This window comes from Streptomyces sp. NPDC007189 (genome assembly GCF_040703635.1).
Taxonomy (GTDB): domain Bacteria; phylum Actinomycetota; class Actinomycetes; order Streptomycetales; family Streptomycetaceae; genus Streptomyces.
Window position 1 is genome coordinate 553,750 of sequence record NZ_JBEYEY010000001.1, and the last position, 16,225, is coordinate 569,974.

Below are 16,225 nucleotides of genomic sequence, written 5' to 3' on the forward strand. Positions count from 1 at the left end.
GTGCGTCGTACGCGTCAGCGGCGGTGCTGGCTGTCCGCGACCGTCACCTCGACCCGCTGGAACTCCTTCAGCTCGCTGTAGCCGGTGGTGGCCATCGCGCGGCGCAGGGCGCCGAAGAGGTTCATCGAGCCGTCGGGGGTGTGGGACGGGCCGGTGAGGATCTCCTCGATCGTGCCGACCGTGCCCAGGTCGACCTTCTTGCCGCGGGGCAGCTCCTCGTTGACCGCCTCCATGCCCCAGTGGTGGCCCTTGCCGGGGCCGTCCGTGGCGCGGGCGAGCGGGGAGCCCATCATCACCGCGTCGGCGCCGCAGGCGATCGCCTTGGGCAGGTCGCCGGACCAGCCGACGCCGCCGTCCGCGATCACGTGCACGTACCGGCCGCCGGACTCGTCCATGTAGTCACGGCGGGCGGCCGCGACGTCGGCGACGGCCGTGGCCATCGGGACCTGGATGCCCAGCACGTTGCGCGTGGTGTGGGCGGCGCCGCCGCCGAAGCCCACGAGCACGCCCGCGGCGCCCGTGCGCATCAGGTGCAGGGCCGCCGTGTAGGTGGCGCAGCCGCCGACGATCACCGGGACGTCCAGCTCGTAGATGAACTGCTTCAGGTTCAGCGGCTCGTGCGAGGACGAGACGTGCTCCGCGGAGACCGTCGTACCGCGGATGACGAAGATGTCCACGCCCGCGTCCACGACCGCCTTGGAGAACTGGGCGGTGCGCTGCGGGGAGAGCGCGGCGGCGGTGACCACGCCGGAGTCGCGCACCTCCTTGATGCGCGCGCCGATCAGCTCCTCCTTGATGGGCGCCGCGTAGATCTCCTGCAGGCGGCGGGTCGCCTGCTCGGCGGGCAGCTCGGCGATCTCGTCCAGCAGCGGCTGCGGGTCCTCGTACCGCGTCCACAGGCCCTCGAGGTTGAGCACGCCCAGGCCGCCCAGCTCGCCGATGCGGATCGCGGTGGCCGGGGAGACGACCGAGTCCATGGGGGCGGCCAGGAAGGGCAGCTCGAAGCGGTAGGCGTCGATCTGCCAGGCGATCGAGACCTCCTTCGGGTCCCGCGTACGGCGGCTGGGGACGACGGCGATGTCGTCGAAGGCGTACGCCCGGCGGCCGCGCTTGCCGCGCCCGATCTCGATCTCAGTCACGTCTGTGGCCTTTCCCTGATGCGTTGCAGCGCCTCCCAGTATCGCCGACGGGTACGACAACGGCGGCCCCGGATGCTCCGGAAGCCGCCGTCGATGCCGTCACGCGCGCGTGGGGACGCCGTCTCAGCCCTTGCTGCTGTAGTTCGGCGCCTCGACCGTCATCTGGATGTCGTGCGGGTGGCTCTCCTTCAGGCCCGCCGAGGTGATCCGCACGAAGCGGCCCTTGGACTCCATCTCCTCGATGGTGGCGGCGCCGACGTAGCCCATGGTCTGGCGCAGGCCGCCGACGAGCTGGTGCAGCACGTTGGCCAGCGGGCCGCGGTAGGGCACCTGGCCCTCGACGCCCTCGGGGACGAGCTTGTCGTCGGAGGCGACCTCGGCCTGGAAGTAGCGGTCCTTGGAGTACGACTTCGCCTGGCCGCGGGACTGCATGGCGCCCAGCGAGCCCATGCCGCGGTACGACTTGAACTGCTTGCCGTTGATGAACAGCAGCTCGCCCGGGGACTCCTCGCAGCCGGCGAGGAGGCTGCCCAGCATCACCGTGTCGGCGCCGGCGGCCAGCGCCTTGCCGATGTCCCCGGAGTACTGCAGGCCGCCGTCGCCGATCAGCGGGATGCCGGCGGGACGGGCCGCGAGGGAGGCCTCGTAGATGGCGGTGACCTGGGGGACGCCGATGCCGGCGACCACACGGGTGGTGCAGATGGAGCCCGGGCCCACGCCCACCTTGATGCCGTCCACACCGGCGTCGATCAGCGCCTGGGCGCCGTCGCGGGTGGCGACGTTGCCGCCGATCACGTCGACGGACACGCTCGACTTGATCTTGGCCATCCAGCTGAGCGCGTTGCTGTTGTGGCCGTGCGAGGTGTCCACGACCAGGAAGTCCGCACCGGCCTCGGCGAGCGCCTGGGCGCGCTCCAGCGCCTCGGGGCTGGCGCCGACCGCGGCGCCGACGAGCAGCCGGCCCTCGGCGTCCTTCGCGGCGTTGGGGTACTGCTCGGCCTTGACGAAGTCCTTGACCGTGATCAGGCCCTTCAGGACGCCCTCGTCGTCGACCAGCGGCAGCTTCTCGATCTTGTGCTTGCGCAGCAGCTCCATGGCCTCCGGGCCGGAGATGCCGACCGTGCCGGTGACCAGCGGCATCGGGGTCATGACCTCGTGCACGCGGCGGGTGCGGTCGCTCTCGAAGGCCATGTCGCGGTTGGTCACGATGCCGAGCAGCTTGCCGGCCGGGTCGGTGACCGGGACACCGCTGATGCGGAACTTCGCGCACAGCGCGTCCGCCTCGGCGAGCGTCGCCTCCGGGTGCACCGTGATCGGGTCGGTGACCATGCCGGACTCCGACCGCTTCACCAGGTCGACCTGGTTGACCTGGTCCTCGATGGACAGGTTGCGGTGCAGCACGCCGACACCGCCGAGGCGGGCCATCGCGATCGCCATCCGGGACTCGGTCACCTTGTCCATCGCCGCCGACAGCAGCGGGATGTTGACGCGGACGTTGCGGGAGATGCGGGACGAGGTGTCGACCGCGCCCGGCAGCACCTCGGATGCGCCCGGCAGCAGCAGCACGTCGTCGTAGGTCAGCCCGAGTGTCGCGAATTTCTCGGGCACTCCGTCGACGTTTGCAGTCATGACACCTTCCCCAAATGGCCTTGATCGGTGCGGATGTCCATGCTAACGGGAAGCATCGTCAGCACATTCCACGGTACGGGGTGACTTCAGGCTTCGTATGTTCGTACGGAAACGCACGGCATGCCTGTCCAACAAGGGGAGCTGCTCAGGCTCCACGCACGGGCGTCACTGCTCGGCGAGCGCGCGCAGGCGGCTCAGCGCCCGGTGCTGGGCGACCCGGACCGCGCCGGGTGACATTCCCAACATCTGCCCCGTCTCCTCCGCGGTCAAGCCCACGGCGATGCGCAGCAGAAGCAGTTCGCGCTGGTTCTCGGGGAGGTTGGCCAGCAGCTTCTTGGCCCACTCGGCGTCGCTGCTGAGCAGGGCGCGCTCCTCGGGCCCGAGGGAGTCGTCCGGGCGCTCCGGCATCTCGTCGGAGGGGACGGCGGTGGAACCCGGGTGGCGCATGGCGGCGCGCTGCAGGTCGGCGACCTTGTGGGAGGCGATGGCGAAGACGAACGCCTCGAAGGGGCGGCCGGTGTCGCGGTAGCGGGGCAGCGCGAGCAGGACGGCGACGCAGACCTCCTGGGCGAGGTCCTCGACGAAGTGACGCGCGTCGCCCGGCAGCCGGGACAGCCGGGTGCGGCAATAGCGCAGCGCCAGCGGGTGCACGTGGGCGAGCAGATCGTGCGTGGCCTGCTCGTCCCCGTGGACGGCGCGATGGACGAGCGCACCGATCGCCCCGTGGGCCGTGCCCGCCTCGTCGTCGCGCATCGGTCCATGGTGCCTTGTGGCCGTCCGGTCCGTCGCATTGTGCTCGTGGTTGTGCACCGAAGCGTTATGAGCAGGTGCGCCGGCACTCATTCCCTGCGCCCTCCCCTTCCGCTCGACCGACTCGTCCCCGAGAGACTCCACACCTCAAGGATGCGGCATCCGCGCGGAAACGAGCAGCGCCCGCCCGGCGGGCCCCCTTGCGCAGCGCCCGCCGAGGCGTCCCCCGCCGTCTCACGCCGGGGGCACGGACGGCCTTGCCGTGCGCCTCCCGGCGCTCGCCCAGCCGCGCCCACCACGGGTGTTCCCGGCGCGCGCCTCCGCCGCCGCGCCCGGCGCGCGCTCTGCCGCGCGGTTCCTCGGATGTGATGGGGTCCACCTCCGGGTCCACCCCTCGGGGACGGCTCACGGCCGCGTCCGAGGGCAACCGCGACACCCGGTACGGCATTGCACCGGCGCCCGTCGGGGCCGAAAGCGCCGCCGTCGGGGCCATCGGTCCGCCGCCGCGCCCGAACCCGATGCGCAGGGCGCGCCCGTACGCCGACGGGAGCCGGGGGAGGTGAGAGCGTGCGGCACGCGCGTGCCGTGCATGCGTGGCGGTACACGCCTCTGGCCGGGTCATGCTTCGCCCGAGCCGCGCAGGCCGTGCTTCCGCCCGGGCCGGGCAGGCCCGGGACCGGCCGACCGGGGCAGGGAGCCGCAGGACGGGCCGTCTTCTGCGCGCCCGGGACGCATCCGCACGCCACCGGCGCCGAGGCCGCCGCCGGCACGAGGCGCCCTCGGGGCCGGCGCACCGCTGCTGAGGACGCCGGTCCGGCGCGGGATACGACCGCAAGGGCCCGGCGCGTACGCCACCACGCCCCGGGCGCCCGGCACGGTGCCGTAACGCCGTCGTGATCGTGCCGGCGGACAGGTCGGAACCCGGACCCGCTGCTGCCGGGGAGGCGGACGCGCGCCCGGTGCCGGGCGGCCCCGCCTGCCCCGCAGGGCTGGGCACTGCCTACCGGACCAGTCCCCAGCGGAAGCCGAGCGCCACCGCGTGGGCCCGGTCCGAGGCGCCGAGCTTCTTGAACAGGCGGCGCGCGTGCGTCTTGACGGTGTCCTCGGAGAGGAACAGCTCGCGGCCGATCTCGGCGTTGGAGCGGCCGTGGCTCATGCCCTCCAGCACCTGGATCTCACGCGCGGTGAGCGTGGGCGCGGCGCCCATCTCGGCCGAGCGCAGCCGGCGCGGGGCCAGCCGCCAGGTCGGGTCGGCGAGGGCCTGCGTCACCGTGGCCCGCAGCTCGGCGCGCGAGGCGTCCTTGTGTAGATAGCCCCGGGCGCCGGCGGCGACCGCGAGGGCCACGCCGTCGAGGTCCTCGGCGACGGTCAGCATGATGATGCGCGCGCCCGGGTCGGCGGACAGCAGCCGGCGCACGGTCTCCACGCCGCCCAGACCGGGCATGCGCACGTCCATCAGGATGAGGTCGGAGCGGTCGGCGCCCCAGCGGCGGAGGACTTCCTCGCCGTTGGCCGCCGTCGTCACGCGCTCGACGCCGGGCACGGTCGCGACCGCGCGACGGAGCGCTTCTCGGGCAAGCGGGGAGTCGTCGCAGACGAGGACGGATGTCATGACCGCCCTCCGCAGCTGATGCGCGTCACCTTGAGCCTCCAGGCTGGTACGGAATCTCACCTGTGCGGTCGACCGTCTCGGACGCCTGCCCGAGCGCTTCTGTTTTCAACCGCCTCCGCACTCTCAACGACGGTCACTCGAAAGAGTTACGGGGCTACATGCCGTCTTCGGCACTCTACGTGAGGGACCCGACACGGTGCAGACATGGACAGCAGACCCTCAACTTTTCATCACAACTTGCCCCGTTTGGATCCATTTCTTCCCGTTTTGCGGTGTCCGAGGCTAGATTCGCAATGAGTCATATTTTCATCTCCTTAGACCGGAGATGTACGGTCGATGGCACCGTATCCGCTCAGAACGGCTACAAGGGGTCACGTAATGGCAGATTTCTCCCGCCTTCCCGGACCGAACGCGGACCTGTGGGACTGGCAGCTGCTGGCTGCCTGCCGCGGCGTGGACAGCTCGCTCTTCTTCCACCCCGAGGGCGAGCGCGGGGCGGCTCGGAGCGCTCGCGAGAACTCGGCCAAGGAGGTCTGCATGAGGTGCCCTGTCCGCGCGGAGTGCGCGGCGCATGCGCTGGCGGTGCGCGAGCCGTACGGCGTCTGGGGCGGCCTGACCGAGGACGAGCGTGAGGAGTTGATGGGGCGCGCGCGCAACCGCCTGGTGACCGCTTCGGCCACCGGTACGGACGCCGCCCGCCACCACTGAAGGAACGATTCTGCACCCGAGGATCACCGGGTGCGCTTGCCTCCCCCAGGGCACGTCACGTCGCCACGTGCGTGCCCTCGACTCTGCCGCCGGCCCCTCCGGCCCGCCTCCGGATGCCCCGACCCCGCTTCCGGATCCCCGGGCCTGCGTTGTGATCCGCGATCCTGCCCCGGACCCCCGAGCCTGCTCTGTGTCCCCGACCCGCTTCCGGGTCGCCGACCGCGCTTCCGGTCCTGACCCACGCCTTGGGATCCCGCGCCGGCCCCGCGCCCGGGACCCGTTACGACGGACGCCCCGCCGCCCGCGCCAGCTGCTCCAGCGTCGCCGCGACGGCCGGCACCCGGGCCAGGTCGGGGAGGGTGAGGGCGACGATCTCGCGCCGTACAGCCGGTTCCAGCCGTACCGTGCGCACGCCCCTGGGCCGTACCGACTCCACGGCCAGCTGGGGCAGTACGGCGACGCCCAGGCCCGCGCCGACCAGGCCGACCACCGCGGGATAGTCGTCCGTGGCGAAGTCGATGCGCGGGGTGAAGCCCGCCCCCTCGCACACCTCGACCAGCTGGCCGCGGCAGCGCGGGCAGCCCGCGATCCAGGGCTCCCGGGCCAGCTCCCCGATCGCGACGCTCTGAGCGCGTGCGAGCCGGTGCCGCTCCGGCACCAGGGCCACCAGACGGTCCATCAGCAGCGGCCGTACGACCAGGTCGTCCCAGTCCTCGGCGACCGCCGCGCCCTCGTAGCGGAAGGCCAGGGCCAGGTCGCACTCGCCGTCGCGCAGCAGCTCCACGGACCTCGGCGGCTCGGCCTCCTCCAGGGAGACGCGGGTGCCGGGGTGGGCGGCGCGCAGGGCGGCCAGGGCGGTGGGGACGAGGGTCGAGCTGCCGCTGGGGAACGAGACCAGCCGGACCCGCCCGGCCCTCAGGCCCGCGATGGCGGCGATCTCCTCCTCGGCGGCGGTGAGCCCGGCGAGGATGCCGGAGGCGTGTCTGACCAGGGCCTCACCGGCCTGGGTGAGCCGCATCTCGCGGCCGCTGCGGACCAGCAGCGGGGTGCCGACCGAGGTCTCCAGGGCCTTCATCTGCTGACTGACGGCGGGCTGGGTGCAGCCCAGCTCGCGCCCCGCCGCCGAGAAGGAACCGGTGGTGGCGACGGCGCGCAGGACGCGGAGATGACGGGCCTCGATCACCCTTCGAGTATAAGGCCTGCTTGGGGAGGGTGCTCGATATTCGCTGGACGCTTTGAGGTGGGGTCCCGTACCGTGCGGCCATGAAGCTTCTCTCGGTCAATCTGGGCAGCCCGCAGCCGGTGCCGTACACGGACCAGCCGCAGGGCGTGACGGGCATCGACAAGAGGCCGGCCGACGGTCCGGTGCGGGTGGCGGCACCGGGCCCCAAGGGCGTCGGCGGGAGCGGGCTGGCCGGGGACGCGGTGTGCGAGCTGCGGCATCACGGCGGGGACGACCAGGCGGTGTACGCCTACGCGCGCGAGGACCTCGACGACTGGGAGCGCGAACTGGGCCGGTCGCTGGCCAACGGCTGCTTCGGGGAGAACCTGACGACGGACGGTCTGGAGGTCTCCGGCGCCCTGATCGGAGAGCGCTGGCGGATCGGTCCCGAGGTGGTCCTGGAGGTGACCTCGGGCCGTATCCCGTGCCGTACGTTCCAGGGCCATATAGGCGAGCGCGGCTGGGTCAAGAGGTTCACACGGAAGGGCGCAACCGGTGCCTACCTCCGGGTGATCGAGCCGGGTGAGATACGGGCGGGCGACCCGATCGAGATCGTGCACCGGCCGGACCACGGGGTGACGGCGGCGCTGGAGTTCCGCGCGGTCACCACCGAACGCGAGTTGCTGCCGCGGCTGCTCGCCGCGAGCGAGGCACTGCATCCGGAGTCCCTGGCAGCGGCGCGCAAGTACGTGTCTCGGCAAGCGGGTTGATGAGAGGTCAGCCGGCGGTGGGGCGTGGTCGAGTGGCGGGCGCCTGCGCACCCGGGGGCGGGACCGCACCCGAGCCCCTGCGCGGGTCGACTCCCCTGGCCGAGGTCGGCGGACGCGATCGCTCCGGGTCACTAACCTTGGGTCATGACAACGGCTCTGATTACGGGATCGACCGCGGGAATCGGTGCCGCGTTCGCGCGGCGGCTGGCGGCTGACGGGCACGACCTCGTCCTGGTCGCGCGGGACACCAAGCGGCTGCGCGAGCAGGCGACCGAACTGCACGACCGGCACGGCATCGAGGTGGAGGTGCTGACCGCCGACCTCGCCGAGGACAAGGGCATCGAAACGGTCGCCGACCGCCTCGGCGACCGGAAGAACCCGGTCGACCTGCTGGTCAACAACGCCGGCTTCGGCAACAAGGGCCGCTATCTCGACGTATCCATGGCCGACGAGCTGAGGATGCTCAAGGTGCACTGCGAGGCGGTGCTCCGGCTGACCTCGGCGGCGGCCGGGGCGATGCGCGAGCGCGGCCGGGGCGGGGTCGTCAACGTCGCCTCCGTGGCCGCCTTCGTGCCGCGCGGCACCTACGGCGCGTCCAAGGCGTGGGTCGTGCAGTTCACCCAGGGCGCGGCAAAGGACCTGGCCGGCAGCGGCGTCCGGCTGATGGCGCTGTGCCCCGGCTTCGTGCGCACCGAGTTCCACCAGCGGGCCGGGATGGGCACGGACAACATCCCCGGCTGGATGTGGCTGGACGCCGACAAGCTGGTCGCGGCGGCCCTGGCCGACCTGGCCCGCGGCAAGACCCTGTCGATCCCCGACCCGCGCTACAAGGCGCTGATGGGCCTGGTGAAGGTGACGCCGCGCGGGCTGCTGGGCGGGATCACGTCGAAGACGGGGCGGAAGTACGGGCCGCAGTAGGAGGTTCCCCGGCGTTCCCGGACGTTCCTCGACGTTCCCTGAAAGGGACATAAGAGCCACACGCGAATAAACTGGGTTGGCGTTCTCTGCCGGTCCGGGAGGCGGCGTCATGACCTTCGTGCAGCTCATCGAGTGCCGGACGAGCCGGCTGGACGAGATGAACCGGCTCATCGACGACTGGGTCGCGCAGACCAGGGGAAAGCGGACGGCGACGCACGCGCTGGTCGGCAGGGACCGGTCGGACGCGTCGCACATCGTGGAAGTGGTGGAGTTCCCGTCCTACGAGGAGGCGCTGCGCAATTCCCGCCTCCCGGAGACCGACAGGATCTTCCATCAGATGGCCGCCCTGTGCGACGAGACGCCGACGTTCATCGATCTGGACGTCGTACGGGAGGAGACGCCGGCCGAGGAGAGCGTGCGCCGGTTCTACGCGGCGCTGGCGAACCCCGGTGAACTGCCGCCGCTCAACGACCTGCTGGACGAGGACGTCCACAGCCACGATCCGGTGAACCCGCAGGACACCATCGGGCTGGACAACGCCCGCAGCGAGTTCCGGATGTGGCGCGGCGGCTTCGACTTCACGTTCACGCTCGACGACCTGCTCGCCCAGGGCGACCGGGTGTGCGCCCGGTGGACCTGGAACGCCACGCACAAGGGCGACTTCCTCGGCATCCCGCCCACCGGCAGGAAGGTCACCATGACCGGGATGACGCTGTTCCGGTTCACGGCCGACGGCAAGATCGCCGAGATGTGGTGGCAGCACGACCAGCTGGGGCTGATGCAGGAGCTGGGCGCGCTGGACGAGTTGGAGCGGTAGCCGGCGGAAACGGGACGGGCCCGGCGCTCCCAGGGGAGTGCCGGGCCCGTCCAGGCGGTGCCGGGTGGGTCAGTGGGCGTGGCCGTGGCCGTGGCCCGCGGCGGCCGGCTCTTCCTCTTCCTTCTTCTCGACGACCAGGGTCTCGGTCGTGAGCAGCAGGGAGGCGATGGAGGCGGCGTTCTCCAGGGCGGAGCGGGTGACCTTGACCGGGTCGATGACGCCGGCCTTGATCAGGTCGCCGTACTCGCCGGTGGCGGCGTTGTAGCCCTGGCCCTTCTCCAGGTCCTTGACCTTGGAGACGATGACGTAGCCCTCCTGGCCGGCGTTCTCGCCGATCCAGCGCAGCGGCTCGACCACGGCGTTGCGGACGACCGTGACACCGGTGGCCTCGTCGCCGGTCTTGCCGAGGTTGCCGTCGAGGACCTTGGAGGCGTGCACCAGGGCGGAGCCACCACCGGAGACGATGCCCTCCTCGACCGCGGCGCGGGTCGCGGAGATGGCGTCCTCCAGACGGTGCTTCTTCTCCTTCAGCTCCACCTCGGTGGCGGCGCCGACCTTGATCACGCACACGCCGCCGGCCAGCTTCGCGAGGCGCTCCTGGAGCTTCTCGCGGTCCCAGTCGGAGTCGGTGTTCTCGATCTCGGCCTTGATCTGCGCGACGCGGCCGTGAACGTCCTCGGACTTGCCGGCGCCGTCGACGATCGTGGTGTCGTCCTTGGTGACGGTGACGCGGCGGGCGGAGCCCAGCACGTCCAGGCCGACCTGGTCGAGCTTGAGGCCGACCTCCTCGGAGATGACGGTGGCGCCGGTGAGGACGGCCATGTCCTGCAGCATCGCCTTGCGGCGGTCGCCGAAGCCGGGGGCCTTCACCGCGACGGCGTTGAAGGTGCCGCGGATCTTGTTGACGACCAGGGTCGACAGGGCCTCGCCCTCGACGTCCTCGGCGATGATCAGCAGCGGCTTGGAGGAGCCGGCCTGGATGACCTTCTCCAGCAGCGGCAGCAGGTCCGCGATGGCGGAGATCTTGCCCTGGTTGATCAGGATGTACGGGTCGTCGAGGACGGCCTCCATGCGCTCCTGGTCCGTCACGAAGTACGGCGACAGGTAGCCCTTGTCGAAGGCCATGCCCTCGGTGAAGTCCAGCTCAAGGCCGAAGGTGTTGGACTCCTCGACGGTGATGACGCCGTCCTTGCCGACCTTGTCCATCGCCTCGGCGATCAGCTCGCCGACCTGCTGGTCCTGGGCGGACAGCGCGGCCACGGCGGCGATGTCGGACTTCTCGTCGATCGGGCGGGCCGAGGCGAGCAGCTCCTCGGAGACGGCCTTGACGGCGGCGTCGATGCCCTTCTTCAGAGCGGCCGGGGAGGCGCCGGCGGCGACGTTCTTCAGGCCCTCGCGGACCAGCGCCTGGGCGAGCACGGTGGCGGTGGTGGTGCCGTCACCCGCGATGTCGTTGGTCTTGGTCGCCACCTCCTTCACCAGCTGCGCGCCGAGGTTCTCGTACGGGTCCTCGATCTCGACCTCGCGGGCGATCGTGACACCGTCGTTGGTGATGGTGGGGGCGCCGAACTTCTTGTCGATGACGACGTTGCGGCCCTTCGGGCCGATCGTCACCTTCACCGTGTCGGCCAGCTTGTTGACGCCGCGCTCGAGGGCGCGACGGGCGTCCTCGTCGAACTTCAGGATCTTCGCCATGACAGCGGGAGCCCTCTCGGAAATCTGTGGGTGGTAAGACAACTGCGCCCCGGGCGCCCGGCTTCGTTATCGGTCGCGGGGGCCAGGGGCGCAGCTGAAGAGCAAAGGAATGCTCGAGGTGATTACTTCTCGATGATCGCGAGCACGTCGCGAGCCGAGAGGACGAGGTACTCCTCGCCGTTGTACTTCACCTCGGTGCCGCCGTACTTGCTGTAGAGGACGACGTCGCCGACCTTGACGTCGAGCGGAAGGCGCTCGCCGTTCTCGAAACGGCCCGGGCCCACGGCGAGGACGGCGCCCTCCTGGGGCTTCTCCTTCGCGGTGTCCGGGATGACCAGGCCAGAGGCGGTGGTCTGCTCCGCATCCAGCGGCTGGACCACGATGCGGTCCTCGAGCGGCTTGATGGCAACCTTGGAGCTGGTGGTCGTCACGATCCGACCTCCCCCTTCGGAGATCTCACGGGGTTAACTGTCTGAGGTGGCGACCAGGTCGATCCGTCGTCGCGGGTGCCGGACCTGCCCGTCGCGTTGTTGGCACTCTCCCTCGGGGAGTGCCAGAGCCGAGACTATGACCGCGATTAGCACTCGGTCAAGCGGAGTGCCAATACCGTGCGGCGCGTCGCCCGAATCCGTGTCGGCGCCGGGTTCGTTCGGGGGCGCCGGCACCGATCAGTTCAGGTAGTCCTCCAGCCTCCCCACGGTCAGCCCTCGCTGCTGCACTCTGCGCAGCAGCCGGGCCGTGCGCTCGCGCAGGCTCGGGCCCGTCGTCTCGTCGGGGCCGACCAGGATGATGTCGCCGGGGCGCAGCCGGTGTTCGCCGTGGAGGTAGACGAGGTCGGCCGGGGTCATCACGGCGCGCCAGAGGACGACCGCCGAGATGCCGCAGTCGGACGCGGCGTGCAGGGTGGTGGCGTCGTACGAGCCGTAGGGCGGGCGGAAGAGGCGGGGGCGTACGCCGAGGCGGGCGGCGAGCCGGTCCTGCTGGCCGCAGATCTCGGCCCGCTGGCCGGTGTACGGCAGCGCGGCCAGCGCGCGGTGGTCGACGGTGTGGTTCTCGATGCCGGCGCCCAGCCGGCGCAGGCGGGCGAAGTGGCCGTAGCCGGGGCCGGCGATGCTGTCGGTGAGGAACATGCTGACCGGCAGCCCTAGTTCGCGGACCATGTCGACGAAGCGGGGGTCCCGGTCGGCGCCGTCGTCGTAGGTGAGGAAGACGACCCGGTCGCGGGTGGGGATGTGGTCGACGACGCGGGGCAGGGCCCGGCCGGCCGTCCCGGGGGGCAGGGACAGGGCGCGGGCGTCGGGTCGCGGCGGGCGGGCGAGGGGCTCGGTCAGGCCCCAGCGGCGGTAGCTCTCCTCCGGGGCGGCGCCGTGCGGCCGTACCCCTTCGGCGGCCTTCTTGCCGAGCCGCTCGATGGGGTCGACGGACTGGGCGCAGCCGGCGAGGAGGAGGGCCGAGGCGAGGAGCGCGAGGGCGCGCCGGGCGGGGCGGCGCCGTCCGCCGAGGGTGCTGCCGTGTCGTGCCCCCGGCCTCACAGGTAGTCCTCCAGGCGGGCCACGGCGTAGCCCTCGCGTGTGACCTTGTTCAGGAAGCGGCGCATGTCGTCGACCATCGTGCCGTTCCAGTCGGATCGGCCGCGGAAGTGGGTGAGGACGATGTCGCCGCGGTGGATCCTCTGGTCCTCCTCGCGGTACTCCCAGTGGTCGACGTAGACCTCCTCGTTCCAGATCGGCGCGTACCTGATGCCGCAGGACTTGGCGGCGCGCAGGGTGTCCTGGTCGTAGTTGCCGTACGGCGGCCGGAAGAGCGTCGGGCGCCTGCCGAACTGCTTCTCCATGATGTCCTGCATGGCGCAGATCTCGGTCCTCTGCTGCTCGTAGGACAGGCCCGGCAGGTAGGGGTGGTGCAGGGTGTGGTTGTTGAGGGTGTGGCCGTAGGACTGCATCCTGCGGAAGTACCCGTAGTCGTCCTTGATCAGGTAGTTGCTGAGGAACGCGGTGTACGGGATCTTCAGGTCCTCCGTCATCCGCAGGAAGTCCGGGTCCTTCTCCGAGCCGTCGTCGATGGTGAGGAAGACGATCTTCTGCCGGGTGGGGATGCTCGTGAAGACCGGGGGCAGGTCCCAGTCCTCCTGGTGGCTCACCTCGAACCCGGCCCGTGCGGTGATCAGCGGCTTGTGCGCGGGCGGCGGGGGCGGGGTCAGCGGGACCTCGTCGAGCCCCCAGCGCCGGGCGGCGGCGACCAGCCGGGCGTGTTCGGCGGCCCGGCGGGCGCTCTCGGCGCCTTGGCGGGGCCGGGGGCTCGGGGTGTGCGCGGGTCCGCCCTGCCCGGGCGCGGGACGGGGCTCGGCGCGCGGCGCGTCGGAGCCGGTACAGGCCGACAGGAGCGCGGAACCCGCCAGCGCGACGGCTCCGCAGACCAGGACCGGACGCGCGCGACGCGTCCGGTTCTTATCGTCTTGTACGACGGCTCGCATGCTGCCGGATCTTCGCAGGCCCCGCCCCGGAACCCACGGCGACACCGCCGCCGGCGGCGGACCGTCCACCGACTGGCCGACAATGACCGGGTGAACGACCTCGCTCTCCTCCTCACCCCCGAAGGCCGTGCCCTCCTCGACGAGGTCCGCGACATCGCCCCGGCCGACGAACTCGCCGTCGCCACCCGGCTGCGCCGCGACCACCCGGCCGCGCTGGTGTCGGCGGCGCTCGGCCAGGCCCGGCTGCGGCAGCGGGCGGCGGCAAAGTTCGGGGCGGCGGACGCGGGGCGGATGTTCTTCACGCCGAACGGCGTCGAGCAGTCGACCCGGACGAGCGTCGCCGCCTACCGGGCCGAGCGGCTGAAGAACCTCGGCGTGACCTCCGTCGCCGACCTGTGCTGCGGGATCGGCGGGGACGCGATCGCGTTCGCCCGGGCGGGGATCCGGGTGCTCGCGGTGGACCGGGACCCGGTGACGGCCGCGACGGCGCGGGCGAACGCCGAGGCGCTGGGGCTCGGCGAGCTGATCGAGGTGCGGGAGGCGGACGTCACGCGGGTGGAGACGGGCGGGTACGACGCCGTGTTCGTCGACCCGGCGCGGCGCGGCGGGCGGGGCCGCGTCTTCGACCCCGAGGCCTACTCCCCTCCCCTGTCCTGGGCCGTCGAGGCCGCCCGTACCGCGCCCCGCGCCGCGCTGAAGGTCGCGCCCGGCATCCCGCACGAGGCCGTGCCCGCCGACGCCGAGGCCGAGTGGGTCTCGGACGGCGGGGACGTGAAGGAGGCGGTGCTGTGGTTCGGCACCGAGCCCGGCGCGGTGCGCGCCACCCTGCTGCCCGGCCCGCGCACGCTGCACGGCGAGGGACTGCCCGATCCCGGGGTGCGGCCGGTGGGCCGCTATCTGTACGAGCCCGACGGCGCCGTCATCCGCGCCCATCTGGTCGCCGAGGTGGCCGAACAGCTGGACGGCGGGCTGATCGACCCCACCATCGCCTACGTCACCGCCGACGCGCTGCGCCCGACGCCGTACGCCTCCGCCTACGAGATCACCGACCACCTCCCCTTCAACGTCAAGAAGCTGAAGGCGCTGCTGCGGGAGCGGGAGGTCGGCACGCTGACCGTGAAGAAGCGCGGGTCGGCCGTCGAGCCGGAGGAACTGCGCCGGAAGGTCAAGCCGCAGGGGCCGAACGCGGCGACCGTGTTCCTGACCCGGGTGGCGGGTGCGCCGGCGATGCTCGTGGGGCGGCCGGTCTAGGCCCCGGGCGTGGGCTCGGCCGCCCGGCGCAGCAGCAGGTCGCGTTCGGGGCCGTTGCGGGCGAGGGCGGCGGCGCGGGTGAACTCCGTGCGGGCCTCGGCCGTGCGGCCCAGGCGGGCGAGGAGGTCGCCGCGGACGCTGGGCAGCAGGTGGTAGCCGCGCAGGGCGGGTTCGGCGGCGAGGGCGTCCACCAGTTTCAGGCCCTCGGCGGGGCCGTCGGCCATGGACACGGCGACCGCGCGGTTCAGCTCGACCACGGGCGAGGGGGCGCGGGCGGCCAGCAGGCCGTACAGGGTGGCGATGGCGCGCCAGTCGGTCTCCTCGTACGTGTACGCGTGCGCGTGGCAGGCGGCGATGGCCGCCTGGAGGGCGTAGGGGCCGGGGGCGCCGGTCGCGGTGGCGCCGGCGCGCTCCAGGGCCCGGACGCCGCGGGCGATGAGCAGGCGGTTCCAGCGGCGGCGGTTCTGGTCCTTCAGCAGCACCGGCTCGCCGTGCGGGCCGGTGCGGGCGGCCATGCGGGAGGCCTGGAACTCCAGGAGCGCGGTCAGGGCGTGCACCTCCGGCTCCTTCGGCATCAGCGCGGACAGCACGCGGGCCAGCCGCAGCGCGTCCTCGCACAGGCCGGGGCGGAGCAGGTCGTCGCCGGCGGTCGCCGCGTACCCCTCGTTGAAGATCAGGTAGATGACGTCCAGGACGGAGCCGAGGCGGGCCTCGCGGTCGGGGCCGTACGGCACCTCGAAGGCGACGTTCTTCTTCGCCAGGGTGCGTTTGGCGCGCACGATGCGCTGGGCGATCGTGGGCTCCGGGACCAGGTGGGCGCGGGCGATCTCGGCCGTGGTCAGGCCGCCGAGCAGACGCAGGGTGAGCGCGGTGCGGGCCTCCCGCGACAGCACCGGGTGGCAGGCGGTGAACACCAGCCGGAGCAGGTCGTCGTCGATGTCGTCCGGGTCGGCGGGAACCTCCGGCGGCGCCGCCGTCTCCAGGTCCCGGCCGATCTCGGCGAGCTTGCGGGCGTAGGTCTCGCGGCGCCGGATCAGGTCGACGGCGCGGTGCCGGGCGGTGGCCATGAGCCAGGCGCCGGGGTTGTCGGGCACCCCGTCGCGCGGCCACCGCTCCAGGGCGGCGACCAGGGCGTCCTGGGCCAGTTCCTCGGCGATCCCGACGTCCCGCACGATCCGGGCGACCCCGGCGATGACCCGGGGCGACTCCAGCCGGAACACGGTCTCGATGGCATGGGCGGCGGCCTCGCGTGTCTCCGGCGCCCGGGGTGCGCTGTGCCGTGGTGCTGGGGGCTGTTGTTC

Annotated in this window: 15 protein-coding genes; 5 read left to right on the forward strand and 10 right to left on the reverse strand. The window is 72.1% G+C overall.

Going from position 1 to position 16,225, the window contains the following annotated elements:
* Nucleotides 1–14: 14 nt before the first annotated feature.
* The 4 genes from AB0950_RS02495 to AB0950_RS02510 form a co-directional block, all read right to left on the reverse strand.
* On the reverse strand, nt 15–1,139 hold the full coding sequence (locus tag AB0950_RS02495) for a GuaB3 family IMP dehydrogenase-related protein (protein WP_360149474.1): 1,125 nt from the start codon (nt 1,137–1,139) through the stop codon (nt 15–17).
* A gap of 123 nt (nt 1,140–1,262) precedes the next feature.
* Nucleotides 1,263–2,768 (reverse strand): IMP dehydrogenase, encoded by a 1,506-nt coding sequence (gene guaB / locus AB0950_RS02500; protein WP_360149477.1) that lies wholly within the window; start codon nt 2,766–2,768, stop codon nt 1,263–1,265.
* Between the two features lie 165 nt (nt 2,769–2,933).
* Complete coding sequence (locus AB0950_RS02505) at nt 2,934–3,521, reverse strand: sigma-70 family RNA polymerase sigma factor (RefSeq protein WP_330338279.1); 588 nt, start codon at nt 3,519–3,521, stop codon at nt 2,934–2,936.
* Nucleotides 3,522–4,518: 997 nt separating this feature from the next.
* Complete coding sequence (locus tag AB0950_RS02510; protein WP_003948568.1) at nt 4,519–5,130, reverse strand: response regulator transcription factor; 612 nt, start codon at nt 5,128–5,130, stop codon at nt 4,519–4,521.
* Between the two features lie 378 nt (nt 5,131–5,508).
* Between AB0950_RS02510 and AB0950_RS02515 the strand changes: the two genes are divergently transcribed.
* A complete protein-coding gene (locus AB0950_RS02515) occupies nt 5,509–5,838 on the forward strand; it encodes a WhiB family transcriptional regulator (protein ID WP_360149481.1) in 330 nt (109 codons plus the stop codon).
* Between the two features lie 280 nt (nt 5,839–6,118).
* Here the strand turns inward: AB0950_RS02515 and AB0950_RS02520 are convergent, their stop codons facing one another.
* Nucleotides 6,119–7,021, reverse strand: coding sequence for a LysR family transcriptional regulator (locus AB0950_RS02520; protein WP_360149484.1), 903 nt, complete (start codon nt 7,019–7,021; stop codon nt 6,119–6,121).
* Between the two features lie 80 nt (nt 7,022–7,101).
* On the opposite strand from AB0950_RS02520, the gene AB0950_RS02525 reads away from it, so the two are divergent.
* The 3 genes from AB0950_RS02525 (at nt 7,102) to AB0950_RS02535 (ending at nt 9,505) form a co-directional block, all read left to right on the forward strand.
* A complete protein-coding gene (locus AB0950_RS02525; protein ID WP_360574625.1) occupies nt 7,102–7,770 on the forward strand; it encodes an MOSC domain-containing protein in 669 nt (222 codons plus the stop codon).
* A gap of 144 nt (nt 7,771–7,914) precedes the next feature.
* Nucleotides 7,915–8,688 (forward strand): SDR family oxidoreductase, encoded by a 774-nt coding sequence (locus tag AB0950_RS02530; protein ID WP_360149490.1) that lies wholly within the window; start codon nt 7,915–7,917, stop codon nt 8,686–8,688.
* A gap of 109 nt (nt 8,689–8,797) precedes the next feature.
* Complete coding sequence (locus AB0950_RS02535; protein WP_360149493.1) at nt 8,798–9,505, forward strand: ester cyclase; 708 nt, start codon at nt 8,798–8,800, stop codon at nt 9,503–9,505.
* A gap of 69 nt (nt 9,506–9,574) precedes the next feature.
* Here the strand turns inward: AB0950_RS02535 and groL are convergent, their stop codons facing one another.
* The 4 genes from groL to AB0950_RS02555 form a co-directional block, all read right to left on the reverse strand.
* Nucleotides 9,575–11,200 (reverse strand): chaperonin GroEL, encoded by a 1,626-nt coding sequence (groL, locus tag AB0950_RS02540; protein ID WP_361980709.1) that lies wholly within the window; start codon nt 11,198–11,200, stop codon nt 9,575–9,577.
* Between the two features lie 122 nt (nt 11,201–11,322).
* A complete protein-coding gene (groES, locus tag AB0950_RS02545) occupies nt 11,323–11,631 on the reverse strand; it encodes a co-chaperone GroES (RefSeq protein ID WP_020132158.1) in 309 nt (102 codons plus the stop codon).
* Between the two features lie 237 nt (nt 11,632–11,868).
* Nucleotides 11,869–12,732: a polysaccharide deacetylase family protein gene (locus AB0950_RS02550; protein WP_360149499.1), complete on the reverse strand. Its 864-nt coding sequence runs from the start codon at nt 12,730–12,732 to the stop codon at nt 11,869–11,871.
* Entirely contained in the window at nt 12,729–13,673 is a 945-nt protein-coding gene (locus AB0950_RS02555; RefSeq protein ID WP_366777622.1) for a polysaccharide deacetylase family protein, read from the reverse strand. The genes AB0950_RS02550 and AB0950_RS02555 overlap by 4 nt, the downstream gene beginning before the upstream one ends.
* 90 nt (nt 13,674–13,763) lie before the next feature.
* On the opposite strand from AB0950_RS02555, the gene AB0950_RS02560 reads away from it, so the two are divergent.
* Nucleotides 13,764–14,924, forward strand: a complete 1,161-nt coding sequence (locus tag AB0950_RS02560) for a methyltransferase domain-containing protein (RefSeq protein ID WP_360149505.1) — start codon at nt 13,764–13,766, stop codon at nt 14,922–14,924.
* Here AB0950_RS02560 and AB0950_RS02565 read toward each other — a convergent pair.
* Nucleotides 14,921–16,153: a sigma-70 family RNA polymerase sigma factor gene (locus AB0950_RS02565; RefSeq protein WP_360149825.1), complete on the reverse strand. Its 1,233-nt coding sequence runs from the start codon at nt 16,151–16,153 to the stop codon at nt 14,921–14,923. The genes AB0950_RS02560 and AB0950_RS02565 overlap by 4 nt on opposite strands.
* Nucleotides 16,154–16,225: the final 72 nt, after the last annotated feature.

Excerpts from the sequence above, each read along its gene's own strand:
- guaB (WP_360149477.1), bottom strand. The coding sequence starts at position 2,768 with ATGACTGCAAACGTCGACGGAGTGCCCGAGAAATTCGCGACACTCGGG.
- AB0950_RS02505 (WP_330338279.1), bottom strand. The coding sequence starts at position 3,521 with ATGCGCGACGACGAGGCGGGCACGGCCCACGGGGCGATCGGTGCGCTC.
- AB0950_RS02510 (WP_003948568.1), bottom strand. The coding sequence starts at position 5,130 with ATGACATCCGTCCTCGTCTGCGACGACTCCCCGCTTGCCCGAGAAGCG.
- AB0950_RS02515 (WP_360149481.1), top strand. The coding sequence starts at position 5,509 with ATGGCAGATTTCTCCCGCCTTCCCGGACCGAACGCGGACCTGTGGGAC.
- AB0950_RS02525 (WP_360574625.1), top strand. The coding sequence starts at position 7,102 with ATGAAGCTTCTCTCGGTCAATCTGGGCAGCCCGCAGCCGGTGCCGTAC.
- AB0950_RS02530 (WP_360149490.1), top strand. The coding sequence starts at position 7,915 with ATGACAACGGCTCTGATTACGGGATCGACCGCGGGAATCGGTGCCGCG.
- AB0950_RS02535 (WP_360149493.1), top strand. The coding sequence starts at position 8,798 with ATGACCTTCGTGCAGCTCATCGAGTGCCGGACGAGCCGGCTGGACGAG.
- groL (WP_361980709.1), bottom strand. The coding sequence starts at position 11,200 with ATGGCGAAGATCCTGAAGTTCGACGAGGACGCCCGTCGCGCCCTCGAG.
- AB0950_RS02555 (WP_366777622.1), bottom strand. The coding sequence starts at position 13,673 with ATGCGAGCCGTCGTACAAGACGATAAGAACCGGACGCGTCGCGCGCGT.